The organism is Tepidimicrobium xylanilyticum, from assembly GCF_900106765.1.
Lineage (GTDB): Bacteria > Bacillota > Clostridia > Tissierellales > Tepidimicrobiaceae > Tepidimicrobium > Tepidimicrobium xylanilyticum.
In genome coordinates, this window is sequence record NZ_FNNG01000002.1 from 221,771 (window position 1) to 245,502 (window position 23,732).

25 protein-coding genes are annotated in these 23,732 nt (G+C 33.6%); 5 read left to right on the forward strand and 20 right to left on the reverse strand.

What is annotated here, in order from left to right:
• The first annotated feature begins 2 nt into the window (after positions 1–2).
• From BLV68_RS03280 to BLV68_RS03290, 3 genes are read left to right on the forward strand one after another with little or no spacing between them, the layout of a single operon-like run.
• Positions 3–977 (forward strand): branched-chain amino acid ABC transporter permease, encoded by a 975-nt coding sequence (locus tag BLV68_RS03280; RefSeq protein WP_093750865.1) that lies wholly within the window; start codon positions 3–5, stop codon positions 975–977.
• Positions 955–1,737: an ABC transporter ATP-binding protein gene (locus tag BLV68_RS03285; RefSeq protein WP_093750867.1), complete on the forward strand. Its 783-nt coding sequence runs from the start codon at positions 955–957 to the stop codon at positions 1,735–1,737. Before BLV68_RS03280 ends, BLV68_RS03285 begins: the two co-directional genes overlap by 23 nt.
• A complete protein-coding gene (locus tag BLV68_RS03290; RefSeq protein WP_093750869.1) occupies positions 1,731–2,432 on the forward strand; it encodes an ABC transporter ATP-binding protein in 702 nt (233 codons plus the stop codon). The genes BLV68_RS03285 and BLV68_RS03290 overlap by 7 nt, the downstream gene beginning before the upstream one ends.
• A 41-nt stretch (positions 2,433–2,473) precedes the next feature.
• Here BLV68_RS03290 and BLV68_RS03295 read toward each other — a convergent pair whose 3' ends face one another.
• Positions 2,474–3,856 (reverse strand): tryptophanase, encoded by a 1,383-nt coding sequence (locus BLV68_RS03295; RefSeq protein WP_093750871.1) that lies wholly within the window; start codon positions 3,854–3,856, stop codon positions 2,474–2,476.
• A gap of 150 nt (positions 3,857–4,006) precedes the next feature.
• On the opposite strand from BLV68_RS03295, the gene BLV68_RS03300 reads away from it, so the two are divergent.
• Both BLV68_RS03300 and BLV68_RS03305 read left to right on the forward strand, forming a co-directional pair.
• Entirely contained in the window at positions 4,007–4,672 is a 666-nt protein-coding gene (locus BLV68_RS03300; protein ID WP_200773621.1) for an NAD(P)H-hydrate epimerase, read from the forward strand.
• Positions 4,673–4,713: 41 nt separating this feature from the next.
• The gene (locus BLV68_RS03305) at positions 4,714–5,409 is read left to right on the forward strand and encodes a hypothetical protein (protein ID WP_093750875.1); all 696 of its coding nucleotides are present in this window, start codon (positions 4,714–4,716) and stop codon (positions 5,407–5,409) included.
• 25 nt (positions 5,410–5,434) lie between these two features.
• Here the strand turns inward: BLV68_RS03305 and BLV68_RS03310 are convergent, their stop codons facing one another.
• The 19 genes from BLV68_RS03310 to BLV68_RS03390 all read right to left on the reverse strand — a co-directional run bounded on the left by BLV68_RS03310 (position 5,435) and on the right by BLV68_RS03390 (position 23,707).
• Entirely contained in the window at positions 5,435–6,883 is a 1,449-nt protein-coding gene (locus BLV68_RS03310) for a sensor domain-containing diguanylate cyclase (RefSeq protein WP_093750877.1), read from the reverse strand.
• 151 nt (positions 6,884–7,034) lie between these two features.
• On the reverse strand, positions 7,035–7,859 hold the full coding sequence (locus BLV68_RS03315) for an undecaprenyl-diphosphate phosphatase (protein ID WP_093750879.1): 825 nt from the start codon (positions 7,857–7,859) through the stop codon (positions 7,035–7,037).
• A gap of 289 nt (positions 7,860–8,148) precedes the next feature.
• Positions 8,149–9,933 carry an ABC transporter ATP-binding protein gene (locus BLV68_RS03320; RefSeq protein WP_093750881.1) on the reverse strand — a complete coding sequence of 595 codons (1,785 nt, stop codon included), beginning with the start codon at positions 9,931–9,933 and terminating at the stop codon, positions 8,149–8,151.
• Positions 9,911–11,734, reverse strand: coding sequence for an ABC transporter ATP-binding protein (locus BLV68_RS03325; RefSeq protein ID WP_093750883.1), 1,824 nt, complete (start codon positions 11,732–11,734; stop codon positions 9,911–9,913). The genes BLV68_RS03320 and BLV68_RS03325 overlap by 23 nt, the downstream gene beginning before the upstream one ends.
• Positions 11,735–11,754: 20 nt before the next feature.
• Complete coding sequence (locus tag BLV68_RS03330) at positions 11,755–12,837, reverse strand: ArsR/SmtB family transcription factor (RefSeq protein WP_159428601.1); 1,083 nt, start codon at positions 12,835–12,837, stop codon at positions 11,755–11,757.
• 116 nt (positions 12,838–12,953) lie between these two features.
• A complete protein-coding gene (locus BLV68_RS15365) occupies positions 12,954–13,130 on the reverse strand; it encodes a hypothetical protein (protein ID WP_159428602.1) in 177 nt (58 codons plus the stop codon).
• Between the two features lie 7 nt (positions 13,131–13,137).
• A complete protein-coding gene (locus BLV68_RS03335) occupies positions 13,138–13,488 on the reverse strand; it encodes a hypothetical protein (protein WP_093750887.1) in 351 nt (116 codons plus the stop codon).
• Between the two features lie 151 nt (positions 13,489–13,639).
• Positions 13,640–13,816 (reverse strand): hypothetical protein, encoded by a 177-nt coding sequence (locus BLV68_RS15370; RefSeq protein WP_159428603.1) that lies wholly within the window; start codon positions 13,814–13,816, stop codon positions 13,640–13,642.
• Positions 13,817–13,876: 60 nt separating this feature from the next.
• A complete protein-coding gene (locus tag BLV68_RS03340) occupies positions 13,877–14,137 on the reverse strand; it encodes a YkoF family thiamine/hydroxymethylpyrimidine-binding protein (RefSeq protein ID WP_093750889.1) in 261 nt (86 codons plus the stop codon).
• The gene (locus BLV68_RS03345; RefSeq protein ID WP_093750891.1) at positions 14,116–14,790 is read right to left on the reverse strand and encodes a class I SAM-dependent methyltransferase; all 675 of its coding nucleotides are present in this window, start codon (positions 14,788–14,790) and stop codon (positions 14,116–14,118) included. Before BLV68_RS03345 ends, BLV68_RS03340 begins: the two co-directional genes overlap by 22 nt.
• An 88-nt stretch (positions 14,791–14,878) precedes the next feature.
• Positions 14,879–15,421, reverse strand: coding sequence for a DUF6512 family protein (locus BLV68_RS03350; protein WP_093750893.1), 543 nt, complete (start codon positions 15,419–15,421; stop codon positions 14,879–14,881).
• Between the two features lie 135 nt (positions 15,422–15,556).
• Positions 15,557–15,883, reverse strand: a complete 327-nt coding sequence (locus tag BLV68_RS03355) for a nucleotide pyrophosphohydrolase (RefSeq protein WP_093750895.1) — start codon at positions 15,881–15,883, stop codon at positions 15,557–15,559.
• Positions 15,884–16,490: 607 nt separating this feature from the next.
• Complete coding sequence (locus BLV68_RS03360; RefSeq protein ID WP_093750897.1) at positions 16,491–16,694, reverse strand: hypothetical protein; 204 nt, start codon at positions 16,692–16,694, stop codon at positions 16,491–16,493.
• Positions 16,695–16,814: 120 nt separating this feature from the next.
• On the reverse strand, positions 16,815–17,369 hold the full coding sequence (locus tag BLV68_RS03365) for a CD3072 family TudS-related putative desulfidase (RefSeq protein WP_093750899.1): 555 nt from the start codon (positions 17,367–17,369) through the stop codon (positions 16,815–16,817).
• 26 nt (positions 17,370–17,395) lie between these two features.
• Entirely contained in the window at positions 17,396–18,409 is a 1,014-nt protein-coding gene (locus tag BLV68_RS03370; protein ID WP_093750901.1) for an ABC transporter ATP-binding protein, read from the reverse strand.
• 37 nt (positions 18,410–18,446) lie between these two features.
• On the reverse strand, positions 18,447–19,493 hold the full coding sequence (locus tag BLV68_RS03375; RefSeq protein ID WP_093750903.1) for an ABC transporter substrate-binding protein: 1,047 nt from the start codon (positions 19,491–19,493) through the stop codon (positions 18,447–18,449).
• A gap of 29 nt (positions 19,494–19,522) precedes the next feature.
• Positions 19,523–20,323, reverse strand: a complete 801-nt coding sequence (locus tag BLV68_RS03380; protein WP_093750905.1) for an ABC transporter permease — start codon at positions 20,321–20,323, stop codon at positions 19,523–19,525.
• 299 nt (positions 20,324–20,622) lie between these two features.
• On the reverse strand, positions 20,623–20,964 hold the full coding sequence (locus tag BLV68_RS03385; RefSeq protein ID WP_093750907.1) for a hydrogenase maturation nickel metallochaperone HypA/HybF: 342 nt from the start codon (positions 20,962–20,964) through the stop codon (positions 20,623–20,625).
• 46 nt (positions 20,965–21,010) lie between these two features.
• Entirely contained in the window at positions 21,011–23,707 is a 2,697-nt protein-coding gene (locus tag BLV68_RS03390) for an FAD-dependent oxidoreductase (RefSeq protein WP_093750909.1), read from the reverse strand.
• Positions 23,708–23,732: the final 25 nt, after the last annotated feature.

A 23,732-nucleotide genomic window follows, 5' to 3' on the forward strand; every position in this document is an offset into this window, starting at 1 on the left:
AAATGGATAGACTTAAAGGAAAAAATATAATAAAGGTAGTAATACTAATTGTAACTTTTATTGCAGTTCAAATGGCAATAAATTTGGGATTCATAGACTCATATATGGAACTTAATATAATCATAATCTGCATCAATATAATACTAGCTGTAGGATTAAATCTAATAACCGGATTTACCGGGCAGTTTTCCCTAGGACATGCTGCTTTCATGTGCATAGGGGCATATACTTCAGCCATTCTCACAGCAAAATTAGGGCAACCCTTTTTTATAGCATTAATAGTTTCTGGGATCACAGCAGCACTTGCAGGTATATTAATAGGAATCCCTACCTTAAGGTTAAAGGGTGATTATCTAGCCATTGCCACCTTAGGCTTTAATGAAATAGTGAGAATCCTAGCATTGAACACGGACTATATTGGGGGTGCTATAGGATTTAATGATATTCCTAAGTACACCAATTGGACCTGGGCTTTTTCAATGACCCTTATTACAGTTTTATTGATTAAAAACTTCATAAACTCCTACCGAGGAAGAGCTTGTATTGCCATTAAAGAAGATGAAATAGCCGCCGAGGCCATGGGAATTAATACGACCTTCTACAAAGTATTGGCCTTTGCTATTGGTGCCTTCTTTGCTGGAATAGCAGGATCCCTTTATGCAAATTACTTCTACTTTATTAAGCCCGATTCCTTTGGATTTATGAAATCTATAGATATATTGGTAATAGTAGTATTTGGTGGGTTAGGCAGTATCACCGGTTCAATAGTAGGTGCAGTTTTATTATCCATAATCTCCTTGCTGCTTCAAAGCGTTTCAGAGTTAAGGATGATAATTTATGCCCTCATACTATTTGGAATAATGGTTTTCAGGCCAACGGGAATTATGGGAAAACAGGAATTCAAATTAATTAATTTGCCTAGAAAAAAGTTACCTAGAGAGGAGAGAAAGGCTTATGGCAGTACTAAGAGTTACTAATCTTTCCAAATCCTTTGGAGGAATACAGGCCATCAAGAACATATCTTTAAACATAAAGAACAAGGAAATAGTAGGAATAATTGGCCAAAATGGAGCTGGAAAAACCACTTTCTTCAATTTATTAACGGGCATATACTCCCCCAGTTCAGGAGAAATAGAGTTTAATCTAGATGTAAAAATAGGTTCCAAAGATTTAAAACCCTATAAAATAGCCAAATATGGCATATCGAGAACATTCCAAAATATAAGGCTATTTAAAAATATGACAGTACTAGATAATGTGCTCTTAGGCTGCCATAGCAATTTAAATTACAGCCTTTTTACTACTCTATTTAGGTTCCCTTCCTATTATAAAGTTGAAAGAGAAGCTACAGAAAAAGCGATGAAATTATTGGAAGAATTCGATTTAGCAGATAAAAAAGACGAATTAGCCAAAAATCTTTCCTATGGAGAACAAAGAAGGCTAGAAATAGTAAGGGCACTGGCTACTGAACCTAAAATACTGTTGTTGGACGAGCCTGCTGCTGGTATGAATCCAAATGAAACCAATAATCTTACCAATTTGATCAAATGGATTAGAGGAACCTATAATTTAACTATAATCTTAATTGAACATGATATGAGCTTAGTAATGGAGGTTTGCGATAGGATATTTGTATTCGACCATGGAAATCTAATTGCCAGCGGATTGCCTGAAGAAATTAAGGCCAATAAGAAGGTTATAGAAGCTTATCTTGGTGAGGAGGTAAAAGAATGTTAGAACTAAAAAATATAGATGTATTTTACGACAATATCCAAGCTTTAAAGGAAGTTAACCTTACAGTAGGAGAAGGAGAAATGGTAACCCTAATAGGGGCTAATGGAGCAGGAAAGAGTACTACTTTAAGGGCCATATCGGGACTAAATAAGCCTAAAAAGGGTGAAATAAAGTTTAAGGGAAGGGTCATCAGTTCATTAAAGGCTTCAGATATAGTTAGAATGGGAATTTCCCATGTACCAGAGGGCAGAAGGATTTTCGCCAATATGACGGTAATGGAAAATCTTGAGATGGGAGCCTATATAAGAGGGGATAGAGGAAACTTAAAAAGGGATTATGATGAAGTGTTTTCCCTATTTCCTAGGCTAAAAGAAAGGAAAAATCAAATTGCTGGAACCCTTTCTGGTGGAGAACAGCAGATGTTGGCCATAGGCAGAGCTTTAATGGCAAAGCCAAAGTATCTTCTACTGGATGAACCCTCTATGGGACTGGCTCCTTTAATAGTTAAGGAAATATTCTCCATACTTGAAAATATAAATAAATTGGGTACTACAATCTTATTGGTGGAGCAAAATGCTAATATGGCCCTCAATGTGACAGATAGAGCATATATAATTAAAAATGGCAAAATTGAGTTGGAAGGAAGATCAAAAGATCTCTTGAAAGACGAAAAGGTTAAGAAGGCTTATCTTGAATAAGTAAGACCATATCCAATAGCAGATATGGTCTTAATAAAACACTATTTAACTGGTTCCAACTTGGCTGTAAAATGGCGAAGAATCTTAGGTTCCCAGATTATCCTGTATCCAGATATGGAATCAGCCCTTTCCTTAATAGCTATTAAAGTATCAGCAACCACATCTAAATGGGACTGAGTGTAAACCCTTCTTGGGATGGCCAGCCTAGTAAATTCAAATTGAGATTGGATCTGTTCTCCCGTATCTGGGTCATTGCCTATCATAAAGGAACCTATATCGCAGCTTCTAATTCCTGCCTCCTTATATAATTCCACTGCCAAAGCATGACCTGGAAACTCATAATAGGGTATATGTGGAAGCAGTTTCTTTGCATCTATGAACACTGCATGACCACCAACTGGGGCTTGATAAGGAATATTAGCCTCATCAAGTCTGGCTGCCAGGTACTCCATTTGCCCTATCCTATATTTTAAATAATCATATTCAATTCCCTCTTCTAGACCAATAGCTAATGCTTCAAGGTCTCTACCTGCCAAGCCACCATAGGAAATAAAACCTTCAAAGGATATGGTCCTTGCCTTGACTTCTTCATATAATTTTTCATCATCTTTAATTCCTATTAACCCACCTATGTTGACTATGGCATCCTTTTTAGAGCTCATGGTAAACATTTTCCCATAGCTAAACATTTCAAGGACTATTTCCCTAATGGACTTATCTTGATATCCTTCTTCTCTATTCTTAATAAAGTAAGCATTTTCCGCAAATCTTGCTGCATCTATTAATAAAGGTATATTATACTCTTCAGCTATTTCAGATGTTTCTCTAAGATTTGACATGGAAACTGGCTGACCACCTGCACTATTATTGGTAATAGTCATTATGATGACTCCAATATTTTCTGGCCCATATTCTTCTATAAGCTGTCTCAATTTGACGGTATCCATATTCCCTTTAAAAGGACTGTAAACCTCAGTATCTAAAGCCTCTGGCACTACACAGTCTATAGCCCTTGCTCCCGCTATTTCCACATGGGCTCTTGTGGTATCAAAATGCATATTGGATATGGCATATTTGCCTGGTCCTAATATAATAGGTAAAACTACCTTTTCTGCTGCTCTTCCCTGGTGTACTGGCTGTATGTACTTATAGCCAAAAATATCCTGAGCTGTTCTTACTAATCGCTTATAATTCCTCGAACCTGAATAGGCCTCGTCTCCAACCATCATCCCAGCCCATTGAGCTGTACTCATGGCACCAGTACCACTATCACTTAACAAGTCAATATAAACATCCTCTGAGTCTAAATAAAAAAGATTATAATGGGCTTCTTTAATCTTTTCCAGCCGTTCTTCAGCAGTTAAAATCTTTATAGGTTCCACCATTTTTATTCTAAATGGTTCAGCATAATATTTAGACTTCATTTTTTAACCTCCCTTATAGCATTTTATATTATATTTCGCTAAAATTATTTTTTTTCCTGCTTTTATTCATAAAAACTTATTTATCTATTATTAAATATTTTATTGTATAATTAAACTAAAGCATTACTAATGTTATAAGGAGGGATGAGTATGTTAACCATCAGCTGTAGCCAAATGAAAGCTATGGATAGCTATGCAATTAATAATATTGGAATTCCAAGCATAGTACTAATGGAAAATGCCGCCTTAAAAGTATTAAAGAATATTGATCTAAAAAATAAGAACTACTTTACCATTGTGTGTGGAGTGGGCAATAATGGTGGCGACGGACTAGCCCTAGCTCGTCATTTAGCATTAATAAATAAAAAAATTGACCTATTCATAATAGGAAATCTAGATAAGGGAACCAAGGATTTTAATATTAACCTTAATATACTCAAAAACATGGATACAAATTTTACACATATAAAGAATGATGGAGGCTTAGAAAAGTTAAAGGAAGCTGCTAAAAATGGAGATTTAACTATAGATTCCATCTTTGGAATTGGCCTAACAAGAAAGGTTCAAGACTTGTTCTATAAAACTATAGAAATTATAAACTACTATTCAAAGGAAATCCTTTCTATAGATATCCCATCAGGATTAGATGGTGATACAGGCGTCCCACTAGGAATTTCAGTTAAAGCTAATAAGACCATTACATTCCATCTGATGAAAAAAGGACTTGCCAATAATATATATTACACTGGAGATGTCGTAGTAGAAGACATCGGCATTCCAAATAAAGCCACAGAAGCTGTCCTAAAAATGGATTAGTATCTAAATCGATAGTCAAAAAGGTATAAGGGGGTAATAGAATGGTCAATATACTAAGTATTGACTGGGATTATTTTATACCTTTAAAAAGAGAGTGGACTGGCTCATACATGGAAAATAATAGGTACAGGAATTTAAAATGGTATGAAAGGTATTTTGATTATAAAAGGAAAGGTCAAAATTTAGAAACAACGGTCAATGTGGATTCCAACCTATTAAACTCCTTTATCAACGATATTAACACTAAATTCAAATTAGATAAAGCAAATATATACGTATCTGATTCCCATAAAACTAGCTATTATATAGCAAAGGAAAATAAATGTAATACTATCTATTCATTCGATGCCCATACGGATTTAGGCTATGGAGGATTAAATTCCCTCCAATTCGAAGTAAATTGCGCCAATTGGCTGGGAAAACTATTATGGGAGTCCTTTATAGATACTGCATATATTATATTAAGCCCTTATTCCTTTGAACATAAGGACCAATTCAAAGAAATTAATAGTAAATTCAATATTGAATATATTACTATGGATGAAATCAAAGACCTGCCAGATATATCCTTTATACACATTGCTCGCTCTGGAGCTTGGACTCCCCCTTGGTTAGACCACCATCTATTCTATTTAATAGATAGTTTTAATAAACCATATACGGTTTTAAACCTTAAGCATAGACATTGGAATCCTGAAGACATAACCCTTGCAGATATGTTAGGCAATATAATATAATCCTATAAATCAATATAGGATTATATTATAATTTTGCTTTGTATTCCTTTTTGAATTGATACATCCTTTTATCTGCTACTGATACTAACTCTTTGAAAGTTGCTCCATCCTCCGGAAAATTTGCTATACCATAGCTAAAGGTACATTTGATTTCTTTACCTCTTATCATAATAGTTTGACTTTCCATTTTTTTTAATAAATTTAGAAATTTTTTGTTGAGATTTTCCTTGTTAGTATTGAAAAAGACCCCAACAAATTCATCTCCCCCTAGCCTACCTACAATATCAGTTTTTCTAATATTATTCTTAAGTATGCTAGCGAATTTTTTAATTACTTCATCCCCTGCCAAATGCCCTAGTGAATCATTAACCTCCTTCAAATCATTAATGTCGAAAATAATTAAATTAAAAGATTCGCTACAGCTTGCAGCATTTTCTAATATAACCCCAGTTTTTTCTTCAAAGCAGGACCTATTATAAAATTGAGTTAAATAGTCATACTTAGCCAAATGACATTTTTCTTCATATAAAAGGTAATTTGAAATAATAATTTCAATATAATTACGAATGAACTCCATAGTTTTTACGTCATCTTCATCAAAAGAGTTATTTTCTATTGAATCAATATTAATCATACCCAATAATTTTCCCCTTACGTAGATTGGAGCTGATAAGGAAGATTTTATAAAAATCTCTTCTCCGTATTTAGTTCTAATGCGATAATACTTGTTAGAATTCATCAAATCTGAAATAATTGCAATCCTATCCATCTTTCCATTGGTAGCCCTGTATAGGAAAGCATCTTCAAAGGGCAATTTAAAGTCCTTTATATCATCGAAAAAACCTACTTGTGAACCAACAATAAAATGGTCACCCTTATTGATCATTATGGTCCCAACTGTACCGCCTTCAATGCATTTCAATGTAATTTCTAAAATCAATTGGAACAATTGGTGTATATCATCTATTTCTAAAGCAAGCCTTGTTACTTCAAGCATTAATCTTCTAAGCTCAGAAATCCTGAAAATATAAGACTCTAACTCCTTTGAATATGAAATATCCCTTAAGGTAGCTAGGATACATTTTTCTGAATTATAGATTACTATTTCTCCTTTAAGCTCAAAATGTCTTCTTTCATTACACTTATTATACATAGTAAATCTATGGTTAACAGGGGATATAACGTTGTTAATAACAGAACTAATAAATTCGATAGAGCTTTCATCTGGAATTAATTTTGATAGGTCTAAAGGTTTATCCTCTGCTAAACTACCTTTCTCATATCCTAGCACTTCCAAGCAACCACCATTTAAATATAAAACTTCTTTATCATTTAATAGAATCATTGGCACATTGATAAACTTATCTAAAACCTCCAGTTTTTCATAACTTAGGGTTTTTAATGTTAAATCATTATCATTAGAATAGGCATCCAAATTTAGATTTCCCTCCTTGGTCAATCTCATCCCATACATATAAAACACAACCTTAAAAACAGTACACTTAATTATTATATCATCAATAGGTCTTTTGTCCTATATAACGTGCCTACTATATTATAAAAATTTTTCCATCATTATACAATCCTTTTTTTTAAAAAAATACGGCTTCCAAGGAAACCGCATTTCAGTTTATAAGAGCAAAGTATAATATTACTATTAAACCCAATACAATCCTGTAGTATCCAAAAGCTTTAAAGTCATTTCGCTTAATATATCTTAACAGAAACTTAATTGCTACTATTGAAACCAAGAAAGACACTAAAGTTCCAACTAATAGTATAATTAATTCTAAGCCAGCAAAAGCTAATCCAAATTTGACTAATTTTAATAGGCTAGCTCCAAACATTACAGGAATTGCTAAAAAGAATGTAAATTCTGCTGCAACTTTCCTAGATGTACCCACTATCATAGCTCCAAGTATAGTAGCACCTGATCTGGATGTGCCAGGTATTAACGCTAATACCTGGAATAAGCCTATGTATAAGGCAATTTTATATGTTAAGTCTTTTAGGTCCTTCACTAAAGGTTTCCTATACCTATTTCTATTTTCAACTATAATGAAAAGTACACCATATACAATAAGCATTATAGCTACAGTCTTATAATTATAAAATAGTTCATTTAATAAATCGTCAAACAGAAACCCAATAATTGCTGCAGGTATTGTGGCTACAACTACCTTAAACCATAGATTCCAGATATCTATTTTTTCTCTACTAGTCTTCTTAGTAGAAAAAGGATTTAATTTATTAAAATAGAGTAAAACTACTGCCAAAATTGCTCCCAATTGTATAACAACAAAGAACATTTCCTTGAATTCCTCAGAGGCATTAAGTTTTAAGAATTCATCAACTATTATCATATGTCCCGTGCTACTAATGGGCAGCCACTCCGTTATTCCTTCGATAATACCTAAAATAATTGCTTTTATGATTTCAATAAATGCCATGTTTTCCCTCCCTATATCTAGTTAGTATAATGCATAAACCTTTAAATAATATTATATGTATGTAACTAATGCTGTGTTGCAGTATTAATTGTATAGTACACTAAAACATTATCATTGTCAACAGAAAAATGAAAATAATTATGATACTCAAAGTTTAATCTAAACTTAATTCTAAAAATAACCTAATCATATATTACTATATGTTCGATAATAATCATTATAACTATTATAATTCCATAGAGCAACATAAAAACAACGAGTTCTTTAAATAGAACTCGTAGAAATGATATTAATTATATTGGTAGTTAACAGCTTGAGCATTATATAGTTTATAATATAGACTATCTTCTTTCTTCATTAAATTCTCATGGGTATCAAAATCCTTGACCTCCCCGCCATCTATTACCAATATCTTATCACAAAAAACGCTGCTTGACATCCTATGGGAAATATAGAATGCAGTTTTATCCCCTACTAAATTATTGAAGTTCTCATATATTTCTGCTTCTGCAATTGGATCAAGAGCTGATGTAGGTTCATCCAATATGACTAAGGAAGAATTCTTATAAAGAGCTCTTGCTATGGCAATTTTCTGTTGCTCCCCACCAGATAATTCAACTCCCCTTTCATCATAGGCCTTGCCCAAGAGGGACTTTATTCCATCAGGAAGGCTTTCAACTCTATCCTTTAATCCCACTTCCTCTATTAAATTCAAGGCCTTCTTGGAATCCTCATTTAACTCTTTTCCAGTTATATTTTCTTCTATACTAAAGTTGAACAACTTATAGTCCTGAAAAACTGCAGCAATTCTTTTCATATAGCTTTCATGCTCATATTCAAATATATCCCTACCATTTATCAATATTTTCCCTTCAGTAGGCCTATAAAGTCTACAGATAAGTTTTACTAAAGTAGTCTTTCCCGCACCATTAAGCCCTACTATGGATATCTTCTCCCCTTTATTGATCTTAAAAGAAACATTATCCAATACTAATCTATCGCTTTTAGGATATTTAAAAGATACATTTTTAAACTCTATGGACTCTACATCCCCATCAAATACTACATTTCCTCCAATTTGACCCTCATCTGGAAGGGACATAAACTCCATAAAGGGATCTAAATACCCAAGAAGCTGGATCACATTAACTATATTGTTACCAAGTTCCGTTGTAGCTTTAGTAAAATTAATTGCTGCATTTACATACATGGTAAAAGAACCTAAGCCAATTCTAGGACCTAATTTATCCGTTATGACCCTTAAACCTACATAGCCATAAGCCAAGGCTCCCTGCAAATCGTTAAGAACACCATATAGTCCAAGGAATTTCCCTTGTTTTTTATAATATCTACTAAACCACTCGTTTATCTCCAAATTATAATGAGTTACCTTATCCGTCATCATATCGCTCATATCATAAAGTCTTATATCCTTTTGTAGTTTATCATCATAACATAAATTTACATAATAGCCATATCTCCGATTAACAGGTATGATTTCCTGAAAAAAATTCATTTGGTAATTCATAAATAATCTATATGCTAAGATTGAAACGATTATTACTACCGATAAAAGTATTATTAAAATCCAACTCAAGGTGAACATAATAGTTACAAGCCCCAAGATGGTTACAATATTTTTTAGCATTGAAGCCACATCTCGGATTAACCTCTCCATAGCTGCTTGATTATTAGCTGCAAAGGCCGCCCTTTCCTTTAAGTCTAGGTAATAAGGATTTTCAAGGTATGAAAACTCAACATTCATAATCTTATCAGCCATGGCCTTATTCATCATCTCATTCATGTATATGTTCTTTACTTCCATAATTCTCTTCATTGTATTATTCAATAATGCAAATAATAGGTTCGATAGAATAATCAAAGAACCTAAGATTATTAATCTTTCAAAATCCTTACTTCCCATCAACTCATCTATCAAATACTTGGGTAGAATTACATTGATAAAAATCTGTCCACTACTAATAAGGGTGCTAAGTATAAGAAAGATGATATAGGAAGGGGATATTTCCCAGGAAAGGGAGAAAAACATCCTAAGCTTGTTTAAGTTCTTCATAAATCTTCCCTCCCTCGTTGTAGTACTTACCCTGAATTAAGAACATATTGTAATAACTTCCTTTTTTCTTCATTAGCTCGTCATGGCTTCCATACTCTTTAAGTCCTTCCTGATCAAAGAAGGCAATCTTATCACAGAATTTAGTACTAGCTAGCCTGTGAGATACAAATATAGCTGTTTTTCCCTTTACAAGCTGGTTGAAATTTTCATATATTTCAGCCTCTGCCAGTGCATCTAAGGCTGCTGTAGGCTCATCTAAAATTACCATGTTGGCATCCTTGTAAAGGGCCCTTGCTATGGCAAGTTTTTGATTTTCACCACCAGAAAATTCAGTACCCTTTTCATCAATTATCTTCAACATCATCTGATTAAGACCCTTTTCAAAACTCCTTACCTTATCCCCTAGCCCAACCTTATCCAAAGCTGCCATTGCCCTTCCTTCATTAATGTTTTCAGTAGTGCAAGCCACATTTTCACCGATGGTGTAAGCAAGTATATTGATATCCTGAAAAACTACTGAAAACATGGAATAAAGTTCCCTTTTATCGAATTCCCTAATAGGGACTCCATTTATCAAAACCTCCCCTTCGCTAACATCAAAAAGACCTGTTATCAACTTAATTAGAGTGCTTTTACCTGCCCCATTTACCCCTACTATGGCCAACTTTTCACCTTTACTTATCTTTAGGTCTAGATCTTTGAAAATGTACCTATCAGTATTTGGGTATTTAAAGCTAATATTCTTTAGCTCAATTTCAAGAGTATCGCCTTCAATGGCTTTTCTATTACCTCCTTTTCCCCCATAGTCCTTTTTCATAAATTCATAAAAATCGTGAACATACTGGCCTTCGTTTATAATAAAGGAAAGATCTTCTATCAAGGTCTTTAAAAAGGTAGACAGACTCAATATGGCAGTCAAATACATGGAAAAGTCTGCAATTGGCATACCATTTACCGTCAAATATATAAGTATACCATATACCAAAGAATCGCTTATAAGCAAGGTTACAAGGCCTATGAATCCCAACTTGTATTCCTTATCCTTAACCTTTTTATGCAGATTAACATAACTTAATATCTCATCAGCATAATTGTTGAGGATTCTATCCTTAAGTCCGTATATCCTTATGTCCTTCCCATAGCCGAAATCATAAGTAGTTTTATGATAGTAGTCCTTTCTTCGCTCAGCATGAGAAATATCTTTGCGCATATTATATTGAAAATTGTGGACTTTTCTGCTAATCCACATGGTCACAATTACATTTAATATTAAACCAAGTAGTATAAGGATACTTAATTTCCCAATAAAAAAAACCAATGCTAGGGTAGTTAATACAACGGCTGGTGTTTCAAATAGCTTATGGTAGACCCCTTCTATCCCATTATTATTACTGTTTGCAGCATCCATGGCTCTTCCATTAACTTCAAAAAATGTAGCATCTTCCATGTATTTGTAATCTACCCTTACAATTTTATCAAACATATCCCTGATATAATCGAGCCTTAATTTTGTAATCTTTGGATAAGTATAATCCTTCGCAATAGTCTTAACAAACATGAAAAGAGATGTTAGTATAAAATAAACTAGAATGATCTTAATTATATTTTCAACTTTTGCAGCCCCTCCAAGGGATAGCTCTTGAATTAATAGTTTGGGAAGAAGGACTGAAAAAAAAGGATATATAGCTGCTGTTATGGTATATATAACAAAGTATAAATATAATTTTTTATTCTGCCTGTTTACATTTAAAAGTAATTTCTTAATGGTTTTCCCTAGTGGATAGCTGAGCACATTCTTCATAAAATTCCTCCTTATTTCCCCTAGATATATGATAACCTATTTATAGAATCACCTATGGATTTTAATTTTTCCCTGTTTACATCAAACAAAACCTTTCTCCCGTCATCATCACCAATGGTAACAGATATTAAATTGGATTTCTGTAAAATATCTATATGGTGTGAAACCGTTGCTGAAGTCAAGTTTATCTCTTCCGCCAACTCCTTTAAATACATCTCTCTTTCCAATAGAATTCGAATTATTTTAAATCTGGTTGGGTCCCCCAGAGCCTTTAGATCCTTAACCAATTCATCTTCCATATACTCATTCTTTTCTTTCAAGTTTATTAGTTGCAGAACATAAATCCCAACATAGGCCTGTCTGCTTATAGGGTTTAACTCATATTTAATCCTATTAAAAAAGTATATAGTTGGATATAGGGTACAATCTAAATTGCTTCTGATATATAAACCTGCTGAAACTTTCAATATTCTTTCCAATCCTTCCCCACTGGGCAGGGCTTGCAAGGCCATTTGAACGTGGTCTTCTATCATGTCATAATGTTTTTTTAGTATTGGCACACAGAGATTAAGCATCTCCCATAGGTCCCTAATGGTTTTGTACCTTGCATGGTAAAGCCTTATTAGATGCATTTTAAAGATATCATCATTAATATTATTATTTTCAAGTACATTCACCAGATCTGAAATCCCTTCTATCTTTAAATTTTCTGCATCCTCTGTACCAAAAATATCTGATAAGACGTCAAAAACAAACTCTAAAGTAACCTTATCAATTAAATCATCGTTCATATATTCTGTTGAATATCCTATCAAATAAGATATTAAGGAAACTCCCATACACTCATCCATATTCACATTATATTTTACTGGCTTAAAAAGCCATTCCAATGATGGATATCTATTATATATAGGCAAAATTTCCCCTATTACTGCCTTCTTATAGGATTTGAATTTTGAAAAAAAATCTTCCATCTCTTCAATTGTCATGCCAAAATTCTTGTGATTTTTAATAACCTTATCTTCTATATTGGTATAATATTCTGAGATACATGCAGCAGCTTCAAAATACCAATTAGGACTATCACATATATTATATTTCATAACCATTCCCTTCCTTTTTTAAAATTATATGATATATTTAGATGTTTGTCAAATAATTTTTATGATCATCTAATTGTTTGTTAAGATAATTCTAGCACCGGTTCACCTTTGATTTATCAATCAATTAGCCTTTCAAATCTTAATTTAGAGTCAATATCCACCTCAACCTCATGGATGGAATTATATATGTAGGCTTTTAAGTAAGCCATAGTATTCTTGATTTCAAATCCTTCACAAGCCTTTTTAAACTTTCTTATTACATGATCTACAACAAAATAGTTTAATTTCTTCATAATCCTCTTAAACGATTTCCACAGGAATATTATGATCTTTAATTCGAATATACTTGGAATCCTCTATATTCACTAAAATTAGCTTAATAGCATACCTTACCCCTTCCCTATATTTACTATCTATGGCATGGAGTTTGCATTTCTTTATTATGTTTTCATAATATTCCTTAAAGGTTTGCTTGTTTTCCGTCTGTCCTTCTTCCCTTGCTTCCAACGGACTAACGGACTTATTGCAAATCTCTGAAGTAATCCCTGTAGTATTCTCTGGTATTGGTGAATCCTTTTTGCTATCATCCTTATGGTCATTTTGGCAATCATCATTATTGCCATATGACCTAATGGACTTATTCTTACACAACCTTTTCAGTTCCTGATAGTTGATGGTATACCAAAGAGTTCTATCCATTTGATAGACATTGAAATTAACCAGTAATGATTAAATTGGATTCCCTCAACTTTTTGAACGTCCTCTTAACCGATTCAATACTCCAAAATGAAAATTCTTCCTGTCATTTCTTTATGGTATTATAGATCCAATATCTGCCCTCATGGAAGTTTCTCTTATTCTTCATGTTGATTTCCAGCCAATAGTATACCTGTTGAAATGCTATGGTTTCATTTAAGCCTATTATAGATGCCAAAACCTTATCTAATACGATTGGATGATTATCAAACAGTTTAATCATAAAAAAACCCTTCTATTTTCCTCTTATTGCTTATATGGAAAATAGAAAGGGATTTTACTATTAATCACAACCACAAAGATTTGATAGCTTGATGTCCATGGTGAATTTGCATTCTTGATCCATTTTGTCATAAATTTCAAATATCAGTTTGTGAATCTTATTTATATCCCCTCGTACCGTTGTAGACATTATTCCGATATTGTGTTCTAAATCATAAGATCTGATAATATCTAAAACCTTATCTACACTTGAAATATAATCCTCACTCACAATGGGAACAAAAGCTATTTCGCAGGAAGTTATTTTTGCCATAGAGCACATATAAAACCACCTCTTTTGCCTGTTTTGGCTAATTCTTTTTCCTTTTCCAATGAAATATCATCTTCCTCTGCAGTAGGTGGAATGAATAAACATTCTTTTATATCTATTAAATTATCATTTCTATAATCCTTTAACTCTTCTATAGTTTTAAGATCTGCATATTTAAACACTGTGTTCTTCTGAAATTCTTCTGAAAGATATAATTTTCCCCAATCGCTATCCCTGTTTATAGTTCCTATGGTCAAATAGCCTCGGGGTTTTAATACTCTAAACATCTCATCTACTGCTTTTTTAGGGTTTTTGAAAAATTCAAAAGCTGTAACTGATATTATCCCATCGAAGTAATCATCATCAAATTTCATATCATATACATCCATATCGCAAAATTCAATGTCCAGGCTTTCCGCCTTTGATTTGATTTCTGCAATTTTGAGCATCTCCTTAGATACATCTATTCCTATGACCTTGCATCCCATTTTAGCCAATTTAATGCTGAAATTACCTGTACCGCATCCAACATCCAGTACCCTCATGCCTTTTTCAATCTTGAACAAGTCAAAAACGCATTTGGTTTCTACCTGATCTACAAAAGCCCCTAATTTAGTTTCATACCATCCATCATATAAAGGAGCCTCTTTATCGAATACAGCCATAATTAACACCACTTTCTTTAATATTCGCTACTTATAATTATTCCATTTTGATTAAGGAAGTCAAGTGCTACAAAAAAATTAGTAAATTCTACTTATCATCTATACCATATATGCCTTTAGTAGGATCCCTAAATATTGAATAATGAAGGGGCTTGAATGTAAAGAATACTAAGACAAACCCAATTAATATAAATAAAACCAATCCAGCTTTATTTAATATGTTGTTAGTCTCCTTTTCCATTATCTTAAAGCTAATATATTGGCACAATATGGCGCCCAAAATAAACAATCCTATATCCAAAATGAATATATGTTTTTTACTTATAGCTGTATAGGCAGAAACACCAATAACAATCAGTAAATTCATAGCAAGTATTCCTGTAGTTTTAGCAATTAAAAAATTGTTAGTATATCTTCTAATAAACCAATATTCGATTATCATGTAAAAGGCCAATGACCAATAGCCTAATTTCAAATGTTCCCAAAGGCTTTCATTCACAGGTCCAAACACTGCACCTATTGTAGATTTGTTGGACCATTCATATATGAAATGTAATAAAGAACCCACAATTGTTATCCAAAATACTCCTCCAATTTCCCACTTTTTTAATCTGTTATAATATAAATTCATCTTAAGCACCTCCAATAATATGGTGCCTTTTTTATGGAAAAATATTTAAATCTTTGAATAATAAAATCCCGCTGATAATCAGAGCTTATATGCAAAAAGCTGTTGGGGTTACCAATAGCTAATGCCTGTCTTAATTTAAGGTGCAGGATATTTTACTGAATTCTTCCTTACCTTATCTTCTATAGCAGTAGAAATATCAATATTTAATTGGTTTGCTAAAGATAAACAGTATATAATTACATCTGCTAATTCTTCCATTAGATGCTCAGCTTCTGAAGAAGTCATAATATCCCAAGATTCTTTAATATCTAACCATTGAAAAATTTCCATCAATTCACTAGCCTCTATGGAAATGCTCATGGATAGATTTTTAGGATTATGGAATTCTTCCCAGTTTCTTTCTTTGACAAAGTTAGAAATTTTGTCTTTTAGTTGTTGGATATTTGTGCTTTGGTCTGACATATTGTCCCTCCTTAAAATGTACTAAAATATATGTGCAATCTTAGAATACAATTTTTAATAATTTGTTCATTATATGCATTCAATATAGTCATTTCTAGTTGATGCCTTAAATGTAATTCTTTTTCTTATGTATGATTAAATTAAATTTCCTTCTTAAAAATACAATTTTTATGTTACCCATATATAACCCTTTAATTGATTAAGTAATTTTTCAAACATAAGCATATTAACTATAATATTAGAAAAAATGAAACATTAAAATACCTTGATTAACAACGTATCTAAATTCCAGAATTCTAAATCCGAAGGGGTTATTGTAACTTGAAAATAACATTTATATTTATTAAATTCATTCATTCTTTTTAAATATGGATTCCAATTATATTGTAGAATTTAATATATCCTGATACTGTTTCATATATTTCAGCAACATTTTCAATTTCGTAACTTGACAAACATTCATCTTATAATAATTTGTGGAAAGTTTCAAAATGTTTCATCTCCTACATTGCAAAACAAAACTCTCTTTATCATACCCTCACCCCATACAAAATCCCTAATTAAAATGTAATATTCTACAAATGTTTGATTTTTCCTCTATTTTTGCTTATTTAAATAACTTCTTCAAAACCTTAAACACATCAAAAGTAGTCCTGTTGTAAACTTTGTTATAAACGTATTTCTTAGGATTCCTAATCCATCCGTATCCTCTGGGCATTTTGAAACCACCTCTGTGGACTATCTGTCTCTTTAGGCTTGTTCTTGCACTTATTCGTTTTTTAAGGCTTGACTTTCTCATTCCAATTTTCATAATATTACCCTCCTTCAATCATCTATTCTTACTTATATGATATTACATAAAAAGCACTCCTTCAATGTTTGACAGAAAAAGACACCCTTTAGGGTGCCTTAAGCAAAAAAATACTTTTTATTACTTATCATTTAAAAACTCACTTATATCCTTTAAGGAACTGTATACATCATTTTCATTAATACCTGTAAACGGAATTTCTATATCATATTCCTCAAGGTATTTTTTAAGTTCTTCCATAAACACTCCAAAACCTTCTACTTCTTTTAAATCCTTGATTTTGTGGTCTATATCATCCTTTGAAGGAGTTCCTTCCCAGTCACCGGAGCAAGTAAAATTAACTCCACAGCTAGGGCTTCCATCTATTCCTATAACTCCTACAATTTCATATCCTGCATCTATATAGCTTTTTACTTGACAAATTATTGGTTTTAGCATCTTCCTGCAGTTTTCCCTATAGAACAATGTGTCGAATTGTTCCTTTACATGCCCCCAGCGTTTAATTCCATATATGATCATCTCTGGACAGGGAAGTTGAATAATACCTATGCCTTTATCATGAAGCATATCTACTATTTCTTTAAATATGCCTTCATACTGGCTTAGACCTTCTACTTTAGAGTTAGAGTTTAATATGCAATGGGAAACCAGTATGATTTTTCTAGTTCTTTTCAATTTACCACTTCCTTTATCAATGCCATCTATAAACTTATACAGGAATTCCTTTTCACCCTGAGGAAGACCTGCTGTCCTAATTGGTATAAATCACTGCCATTATTAAGTATATCCACATCTAATTTAACTTCCTTTAAATCGACCGTATATCGGATAATGTTCCCTTGAGGAAGTATTCCCACAAGCTCCCCAGAGAAATAATAGTATTCATGGTCCATTTCATAGTCAACACTTGATATTTCAATTAATTCTGGCCGAATAACGATATTACTAACTTGTGGACATTCTTCACCAATTAGATCAGAAAATATCTTTGCAGATAATATATTATAATTACCTATGAAGCTGGCTGCAAAATTGCTTTTAGGACTGCTGTAGAGTTCAAAAGGATTTCCCGATTGTTCTATAACTCCATCTTTCATCAAATATATTGTGTCAGACATGGTCATTGCTTCGTCTTGATCATGTGTAACGAAGATAGAAGTCATTCCCAGCTCCTTATGAATCTCTTTTATCCTCGATTGGAGGGATTTGCGAAGTTTGGCATCAATTGCACTTAACGGTTCATCCAATAGGAGTACTTTTGGCCTTGTCACAATACATCTGGCCAAAGCAACTCTCTGCTGTTCCCCACCAGAAAGCTGGTAAGGATATTTCCTTTCTTTCCCCTTAAGGTCAACCATATTTATTGCATTTTGTACCCTTTCATGAATTTCATCCCTATCAACCTTTTTCATCTTTAAGCCAAAGGCAATATTCTTATAAACATTCAAGTTGGGAAAGAGGCTGTACTGCTGAAAGATCATGCCCACATTTCTTTCCCTGGGGTCCACATGGGTAATTTCCTTTCCGTCCAGAAAGATTTTTCCACTGCTTACCTGTTCAAGACCAGCAATACATCTTAATAAGGTACTCTTCCCACAACCAGAAGGTCCTAATAAGGTTACAAATTCCCCTTCTTCAATTGATAGGTTGATTTTTTTCAGAACCTGATTTTCTCCATAATATTTTTCTATATCTTGTAGAATTATATATGCCATAAGAATCCCTCTAATCTATGTTTTAAGAATCTTTACCTTAATCCATGTTTAAAGCTTTTTTTGCATTGTTTACAAAGGTCATATCAATTATGTTATCATAACCTACTGGCTCACTTATTATGCCTTGTTCTAAGCAGAACCTTTCTATTGCTTCGAATCCTTCTCTACTGTAATTGCCATCTGTTGACAGTGAATCTCTCAATATGCTTATAATTTCTACCATATCCTTCCCTTCAAACATTGGGGCTACTACTTCAGCAATTTCTTCATCTGTATGTTCATTTTGCCATTTAATAGCTCTCATAACAGCATTTACGAATTTTTGTACTGTTTCAGGATTTTCTTCAGCAAATTTTTTAGTTACAACAACCATCTGAGATTCATAAAATTCAGTACCATAAATAGCTTTATGTGTTTCTGAATCCATAGTATTGATTAGAATATTAGCATTAATATCCTTCAATTTATTTATATAAATACCATCAAAATAAGCACCAGCAACAGTTCCTTGTTCTAGAGCAGCTAATGCAGCTCCATATTCCATATTAATCCACTCTACATCGTTTACAGTTAAGCCTGCTTCTTCTAAGGCAGCAGCAACAAAGGAATATGGTGCAGAACCAGGCATACCTCCAAATATTGCTTTACCTTTCAATTCTTCAATGCTGGTAATTTCAGAGTTAGTTGCAAACATATATTGCTTGCTCCTAACGGTTGGAAGTATAATTGTAGACTCCAGTCCTTCATCATAAGCTCTTAATACTGGTTCGGTTGAAAGCATACAGAACTGAGAATCACCTGCATGCATCCCTTGGAATGCAATAGGCCCATCTTTATATACTACAAATTCTGGATCTAATCCTTCATCTTCAAAGTATCCAAGCATTTCAGCTACATAAACTGGAAGCCAAGACTCTCCACGCATTTCGGAGATTACGATTTTTTCAAGTTCCTTCTCTTCTTCCACATTTCCTTCATTTTGACTTTGTCCTGCAGTATCATTTTGATTGTTTTGTGTAGTACATCCTACTATCAAGGTTGCTATTAAGCCAAACAGCAAAATTAACTTTAGACATTTTCTCATACATAACTCCCCTCTCTTTTATAGATTTTCTATTGTACTGTTTTACCATGTTTCATTGATAAATTTGTAGGTGCCCTCCAACGGAGTAGATAGTTCTCAATCTTATCTAGTGAAAAGTTTAAAAATATACCCACTAATAGCAGTATCAAAATACAGGACATAACCCGGGCTATATTAAAAAATGAACTTGCATAGGCTATCATCCACCCGAAACCTGCAGAAGCTCCAATATATTCACCAATAATTGCTCCTACCAAGCTAGAGCCTACTCCTACACGAATGCCTGACAGTATAAACGGCAAGCTGGATGGTAAAACCACATGAATAAGGGTTTGCACTTTGCCAGCTCCAAGTAAAATAGCTGATTCAATAAGCTTAGGTTCTACATTATGAACCCCAGCATAAGTGGAAAAAAAGACATTAAAAAATACCATAAGGGCTGCAAGAAATATCTTGGACGTAAGTCCTAGGCCAAACCATAAAATGTAAACTGGTGCCAAGGTCAATTGAGGTATTCCATGAATGGCTGTGATGATAGGTAGAAGAATCTTTCCTAAGGTTTCAAACTGGCCTAGTATTAAACCTATTACAACTCCAAATACTGTTCCATAAAATAGTCCAGTAAAGGCTTCCCTTAAGGTTACAGATGTATGTTTTACTAGATCCCCACTTGTATAAAATTCAATTAAATCTTTTAATATTTCACTTGGATAACTTGTAAAGAGTGGATTGTATAATCTTGCTCGGGCTGACAATTCCCAAGCCAAAATAAAGGCTCCAATAAGAAGTATTCTAATAATAATTATAATATATTTGCTCTTATCTTCCATGGTATACCTCCAATCTGAAATCACCATGAATGCATGAATTACTGTAATTTAAACATAATTTTCGACAATGTATACGTTAACACCATGAAAAGATTAACACATTTTTTTACAATATTCCAATTGATAATTTTTATAATACAAAATTTAATATTAGTAATTTTTATAGTTTTTTTAAAAACTATTTCTCCTCATATTCCATTTCTGTTTTATATAAAAAATAAAGCCTAAGCAACAAGCTTAGGCTGAATAAAAAGAATAACCTATTATATATATTTAATCCCGAATTCCCCTTTTCACTCCTAACAAGCTACAATCTCTTTTATCATAAATTCTCTACCACTTAGCAATTCAAAATCTCTACTGCCACATTCTGGACATTCACCTTGATTCTTAATGTAATTGAATATCTTGTTGCATTTAAAGCATCTGCAATTGCCAGGTATTATTTTAATTTCCAATTTTGTATCCTCTAATAAGGTTCCATCCACCGCAGCAGGATAGCATGCCTGAATATATCTTGGTATTACTGAAGATAATTCACCAATTTGTAGAACCAATGTATCAATTTTGGTAATTCCATTTTCCATAGCAAATTTTTCTACCGTCTTTACAACCTGAATCATTATTCCCAACTCATGCAAAGGAATTCCACCTACCTTTCGCGTCGAGCTCCTAAGAGGACCTGTATCATTTAACACTAGCCTTTTTCTTACCTCTAATAACCTTCTTAACCTTATGGGCCACAATTCTACCCTTGCGTTTAACTACGTTCTTAACAATTATTGGTTTTAGTTCTTCAAAGGATACATTCGCTTCATCATATTTCCTTACCAAACTAATTGCATCAAATTTACATTTAGTAGTGCACTGGCCACATCCAATACACATATATTCATCTACAACTGTAACACCACAGCTTAAGCATCGCTCTGTTTCCTTCCTTACTTGTTCTTCGGTCAAGGTAGGTCTTAAATCCCTAAAGGATTGCTTAGCCTTAGATCCATCTACTGGCTTTGTTCTCTGTCTTGGAATGCGATCATAACCTTCTAAATCTAAATATTCTTTATCAAAGGCCTTAAATTCCCTTCTATCCCTACCAATTATCAAATCCTGTCCTGGATGTACAAAACGATGTATTGAAATAGCAGCTTCCTTACCTAATGCTATGGCATCTATTGCAAACTTTGGTCCTGTTGCTGCATCCCCACCTGCAAATATATCTGGTTCTCCAGTTTGTAAGGTAATTGGATCTACTTTAATAGTATTATTTGGATTTAATTCTGCTTTTGAACCTTCTAACAATTTCCCCCAATCTATCCTTTGACCTATGGATAATAAGATCCTATCTGCCTTAACCACTATGGTATCATTTTCGTCATACTTTGGATTGAATCTTCCGTTTCCATCAAAAACGGAAATACACCTTTTTAGCTCTATTCCTACTACCTTGTTATTTTCAGTTAGGATGCGTTTAGGTCCCCAGCCATTGTTAATAACAATATCTTCTGAGATAGCCTCTTCAATCTCTTCTTCAAGTGCAGGCATTTCTTCTCTGCTTTCCAAACAATACATTTGAACGCTAGCAGCACCAGCTCTTGTAGCTGTTCTTGCTACGTCTATTGCAACATTACCTCCTCCTATTACAACAACATCGCCTTCTATATCCGGATCCTTGCCTAAATTTACATTTCTTAAAAAATCCACACCAGAAATAACACCCTCTATATCTTCTCCCTCAACGCCTAGTTTTCTACCAGCTTGAGCACCTATTGCAAGATAGAATGCTTCGTATCCTTCCTTCCTCAATTCATCTAAAGTAATATCCTTTCCTACTTCCACTCCAGTCTTAAATTCCACGCCTAACTCTCTTAATATATCTATTTCCGCATTTATTACATCCTTTTCTAATCTATATGAAGGAATTCCTAATGTTAACATACCTCCAAGTACTTCTTGCTTTTCAAATACAGTTACTTTATAGCCATCTATGGCTAAATAATAGGCACAGGATAATCCTGATGGACCTGACCCTATTATGGCAATTTTCTTTCCATAATCGTGTCTTTTCTTAGGTATATAGCGAATATCCGCATTTAAATCCTGCTCTGCTATAAACTTTTTGATATCATCAATGGCTATTGGTTCATCTACATTCCCTCTAGTACATGCAGATTCACAAGGTCTAGGACAAATACGTCCGCAAACAGCTGGAAATGGATTTTCCTTCTTTATCAATTCTAATGCCTCTGTATATCTGCCTTGAGAAGCTAATTTAATGTATCCTTGCACAGGTATATGGGCAGGGCACTTAGTGATACAGGGACTGGTTCCAGAATCTAACACATGCTTTCTATTAGTACGATAATCTGGATTCCATTTGTCTGGCCCCCATTCTGAATTGGACGGAAGGTCTATTCTTTCTTCAATAACCTGTATTTCCCCACAAAGCTTTTGCCCTAATTTTAGTGCATTAGTTGGACATACCTGGACACACTGACCACAAGCCACACATTTTTCAGGATTTACTCGAGAAACATAATTTGAACGTATCATATCGTTGTTCAAAAACATGGTAGCAGTTCTAAGAGAAAAACAGCTACATGAACAGCAATTACATATTGCATGGGTTTTACCTGGCCCATCTACATTGGGTATCTGATGCATTAAGCCATTTTCCTCAGCTTTGCGTATAATTTCAAATGCTTCTTCTCGGGTAATTTGCCTTCCTCTACCAGTTCTAATGTAATATTCAGCAGCATGCCCTAACTGAATACACATATCCTCCTTTAAGTGTCCACAGCCTTCTCCCATTATTTCCCTTGATGTACGACAAGAACAGTCGGATACTGAAAATATTTCATGCTCATTTAAATATTTGGATATTTCTTCATAGGATGCCCTTCTAGTTTCACCGTCAATAGCAGTTTCAATAGGTATAACCCTCATGAGCCCTTTGCCCACTGGAAAATTTCCAGCAGTCATTGGACCTCTTATTCTTCCATAGGCTTCAAAAGCTTCTGCTATTTGCGGGTACTTTCTGACATTCTCCTTATTATTAACCATCATTTCCATGACCCCTGGTACCCAGGTATCAAGCCAGTATTTATCTACGCCATCTATTTTATTGACAAAGCAAACTCCAGCCATTGCCAATTCCCATAGTAGCTTTTCCGTTTCTTCTATAGATTTCCCGCACAAAGGGGCTACTTCTTCTGCACTCTTTGGTTTTCTAAACTCCAAGCAAAGCCCCACTTCTGCCATTTCATCTGTAACAACTGGCTCTAAAATCATATATTCTGGATCGGTGGGTTTATATGCTGATTTAGAACCAGGTTTTTTCATACCAATATGATTAGCAAGATCCAATACTTTTTGCTTAACCATACGATCGCCCCCTTAACTTAAATTT

Coding starts and splice junctions, on each gene's coding strand:
- BLV68_RS03355 (WP_093750895.1), bottom strand. CDS start 15,883: ATGTCAGACCAAAGCACAAATATCCAACAACTAAAAGACAAAATTTCT.
- BLV68_RS03315 (WP_093750879.1), bottom strand. CDS start 7,859: ATGGCATTTATTGAAATCATAAAAGCAATTATTTTAGGTATTATCGAA.
- BLV68_RS03370 (WP_093750901.1), bottom strand. CDS start 18,409: ATGGCATATATAATTCTACAAGATATAGAAAAATATTATGGAGAAAAT.
- BLV68_RS03305 (WP_093750875.1), top strand. CDS start 4,714: ATGGTCAATATACTAAGTATTGACTGGGATTATTTTATACCTTTAAAA.
- BLV68_RS03360 (WP_093750897.1), bottom strand. CDS start 16,694: ATGAAAATTGGAATGAGAAAGTCAAGCCTTAAAAAACGAATAAGTGCA.
- BLV68_RS03350 (WP_093750893.1), bottom strand. CDS start 15,421: ATGAATTTATATTATAACAGATTAAAAAAGTGGGAAATTGGAGGAGTA.
- BLV68_RS03290 (WP_093750869.1), top strand. CDS start 1,731: ATGTTAGAACTAAAAAATATAGATGTATTTTACGACAATATCCAAGCT.
- BLV68_RS03295 (WP_093750871.1), bottom strand. CDS start 3,856: ATGAAGTCTAAATATTATGCTGAACCATTTAGAATAAAAATGGTGGAA.
- BLV68_RS03280 (WP_093750865.1), top strand. CDS start 3: ATGGATAGACTTAAAGGAAAAAATATAATAAAGGTAGTAATACTAATT.
- BLV68_RS03390 (WP_093750909.1), bottom strand. CDS start 23,707: ATGGTTAAGCAAAAAGTATTGGATCTTGCTAATCATATTGGTATGAAA.
- BLV68_RS03300 (WP_200773621.1), top strand. CDS start 4,007: ATGTTAACCATCAGCTGTAGCCAAATGAAAGCTATGGATAGCTATGCA.
- BLV68_RS03340 (WP_093750889.1), bottom strand. CDS start 14,137: ATGTGCTCTATGGCAAAAATAACTTCCTGCGAAATAGCTTTTGTTCCC.
- BLV68_RS15370 (WP_159428603.1), bottom strand. CDS start 13,816: ATGATTAAACTGTTTGATAATCATCCAATCGTATTAGATAAGGTTTTG.
- BLV68_RS03330 (WP_159428601.1), bottom strand. CDS start 12,837: ATGAAATATAATATATGTGATAGTCCTAATTGGTATTTTGAAGCTGCT.
- BLV68_RS03310 (WP_093750877.1), bottom strand. CDS start 6,883: ATGTATGGGATGAGATTGACCAAGGAGGGAAATCTAAATTTGGATGCC.
- BLV68_RS03320 (WP_093750881.1), bottom strand. CDS start 9,933: ATGAAGAACTTAAACAAGCTTAGGATGTTTTTCTCCCTTTCCTGGGAA.
- BLV68_RS03285 (WP_093750867.1), top strand. CDS start 955: ATGGCAGTACTAAGAGTTACTAATCTTTCCAAATCCTTTGGAGGAATA.
- BLV68_RS03380 (WP_093750905.1), bottom strand. CDS start 20,323: ATGGAAGATAAGAGCAAATATATTATAATTATTATTAGAATACTTCTT.
- BLV68_RS03375 (WP_093750903.1), bottom strand. CDS start 19,493: ATGAGAAAATGTCTAAAGTTAATTTTGCTGTTTGGCTTAATAGCAACC.
- BLV68_RS15365 (WP_159428602.1), bottom strand. CDS start 13,130: ATGAAGAAATTAAACTATTTTGTTGTAGATCATGTAATAAGAAAGTTT.
- BLV68_RS03325 (WP_093750883.1), bottom strand. CDS start 11,734: ATGAAGAATGTGCTCAGCTATCCACTAGGGAAAACCATTAAGAAATTA.
- BLV68_RS03345 (WP_093750891.1), bottom strand. CDS start 14,790: ATGGCTGTATTCGATAAAGAGGCTCCTTTATATGATGGATGGTATGAA.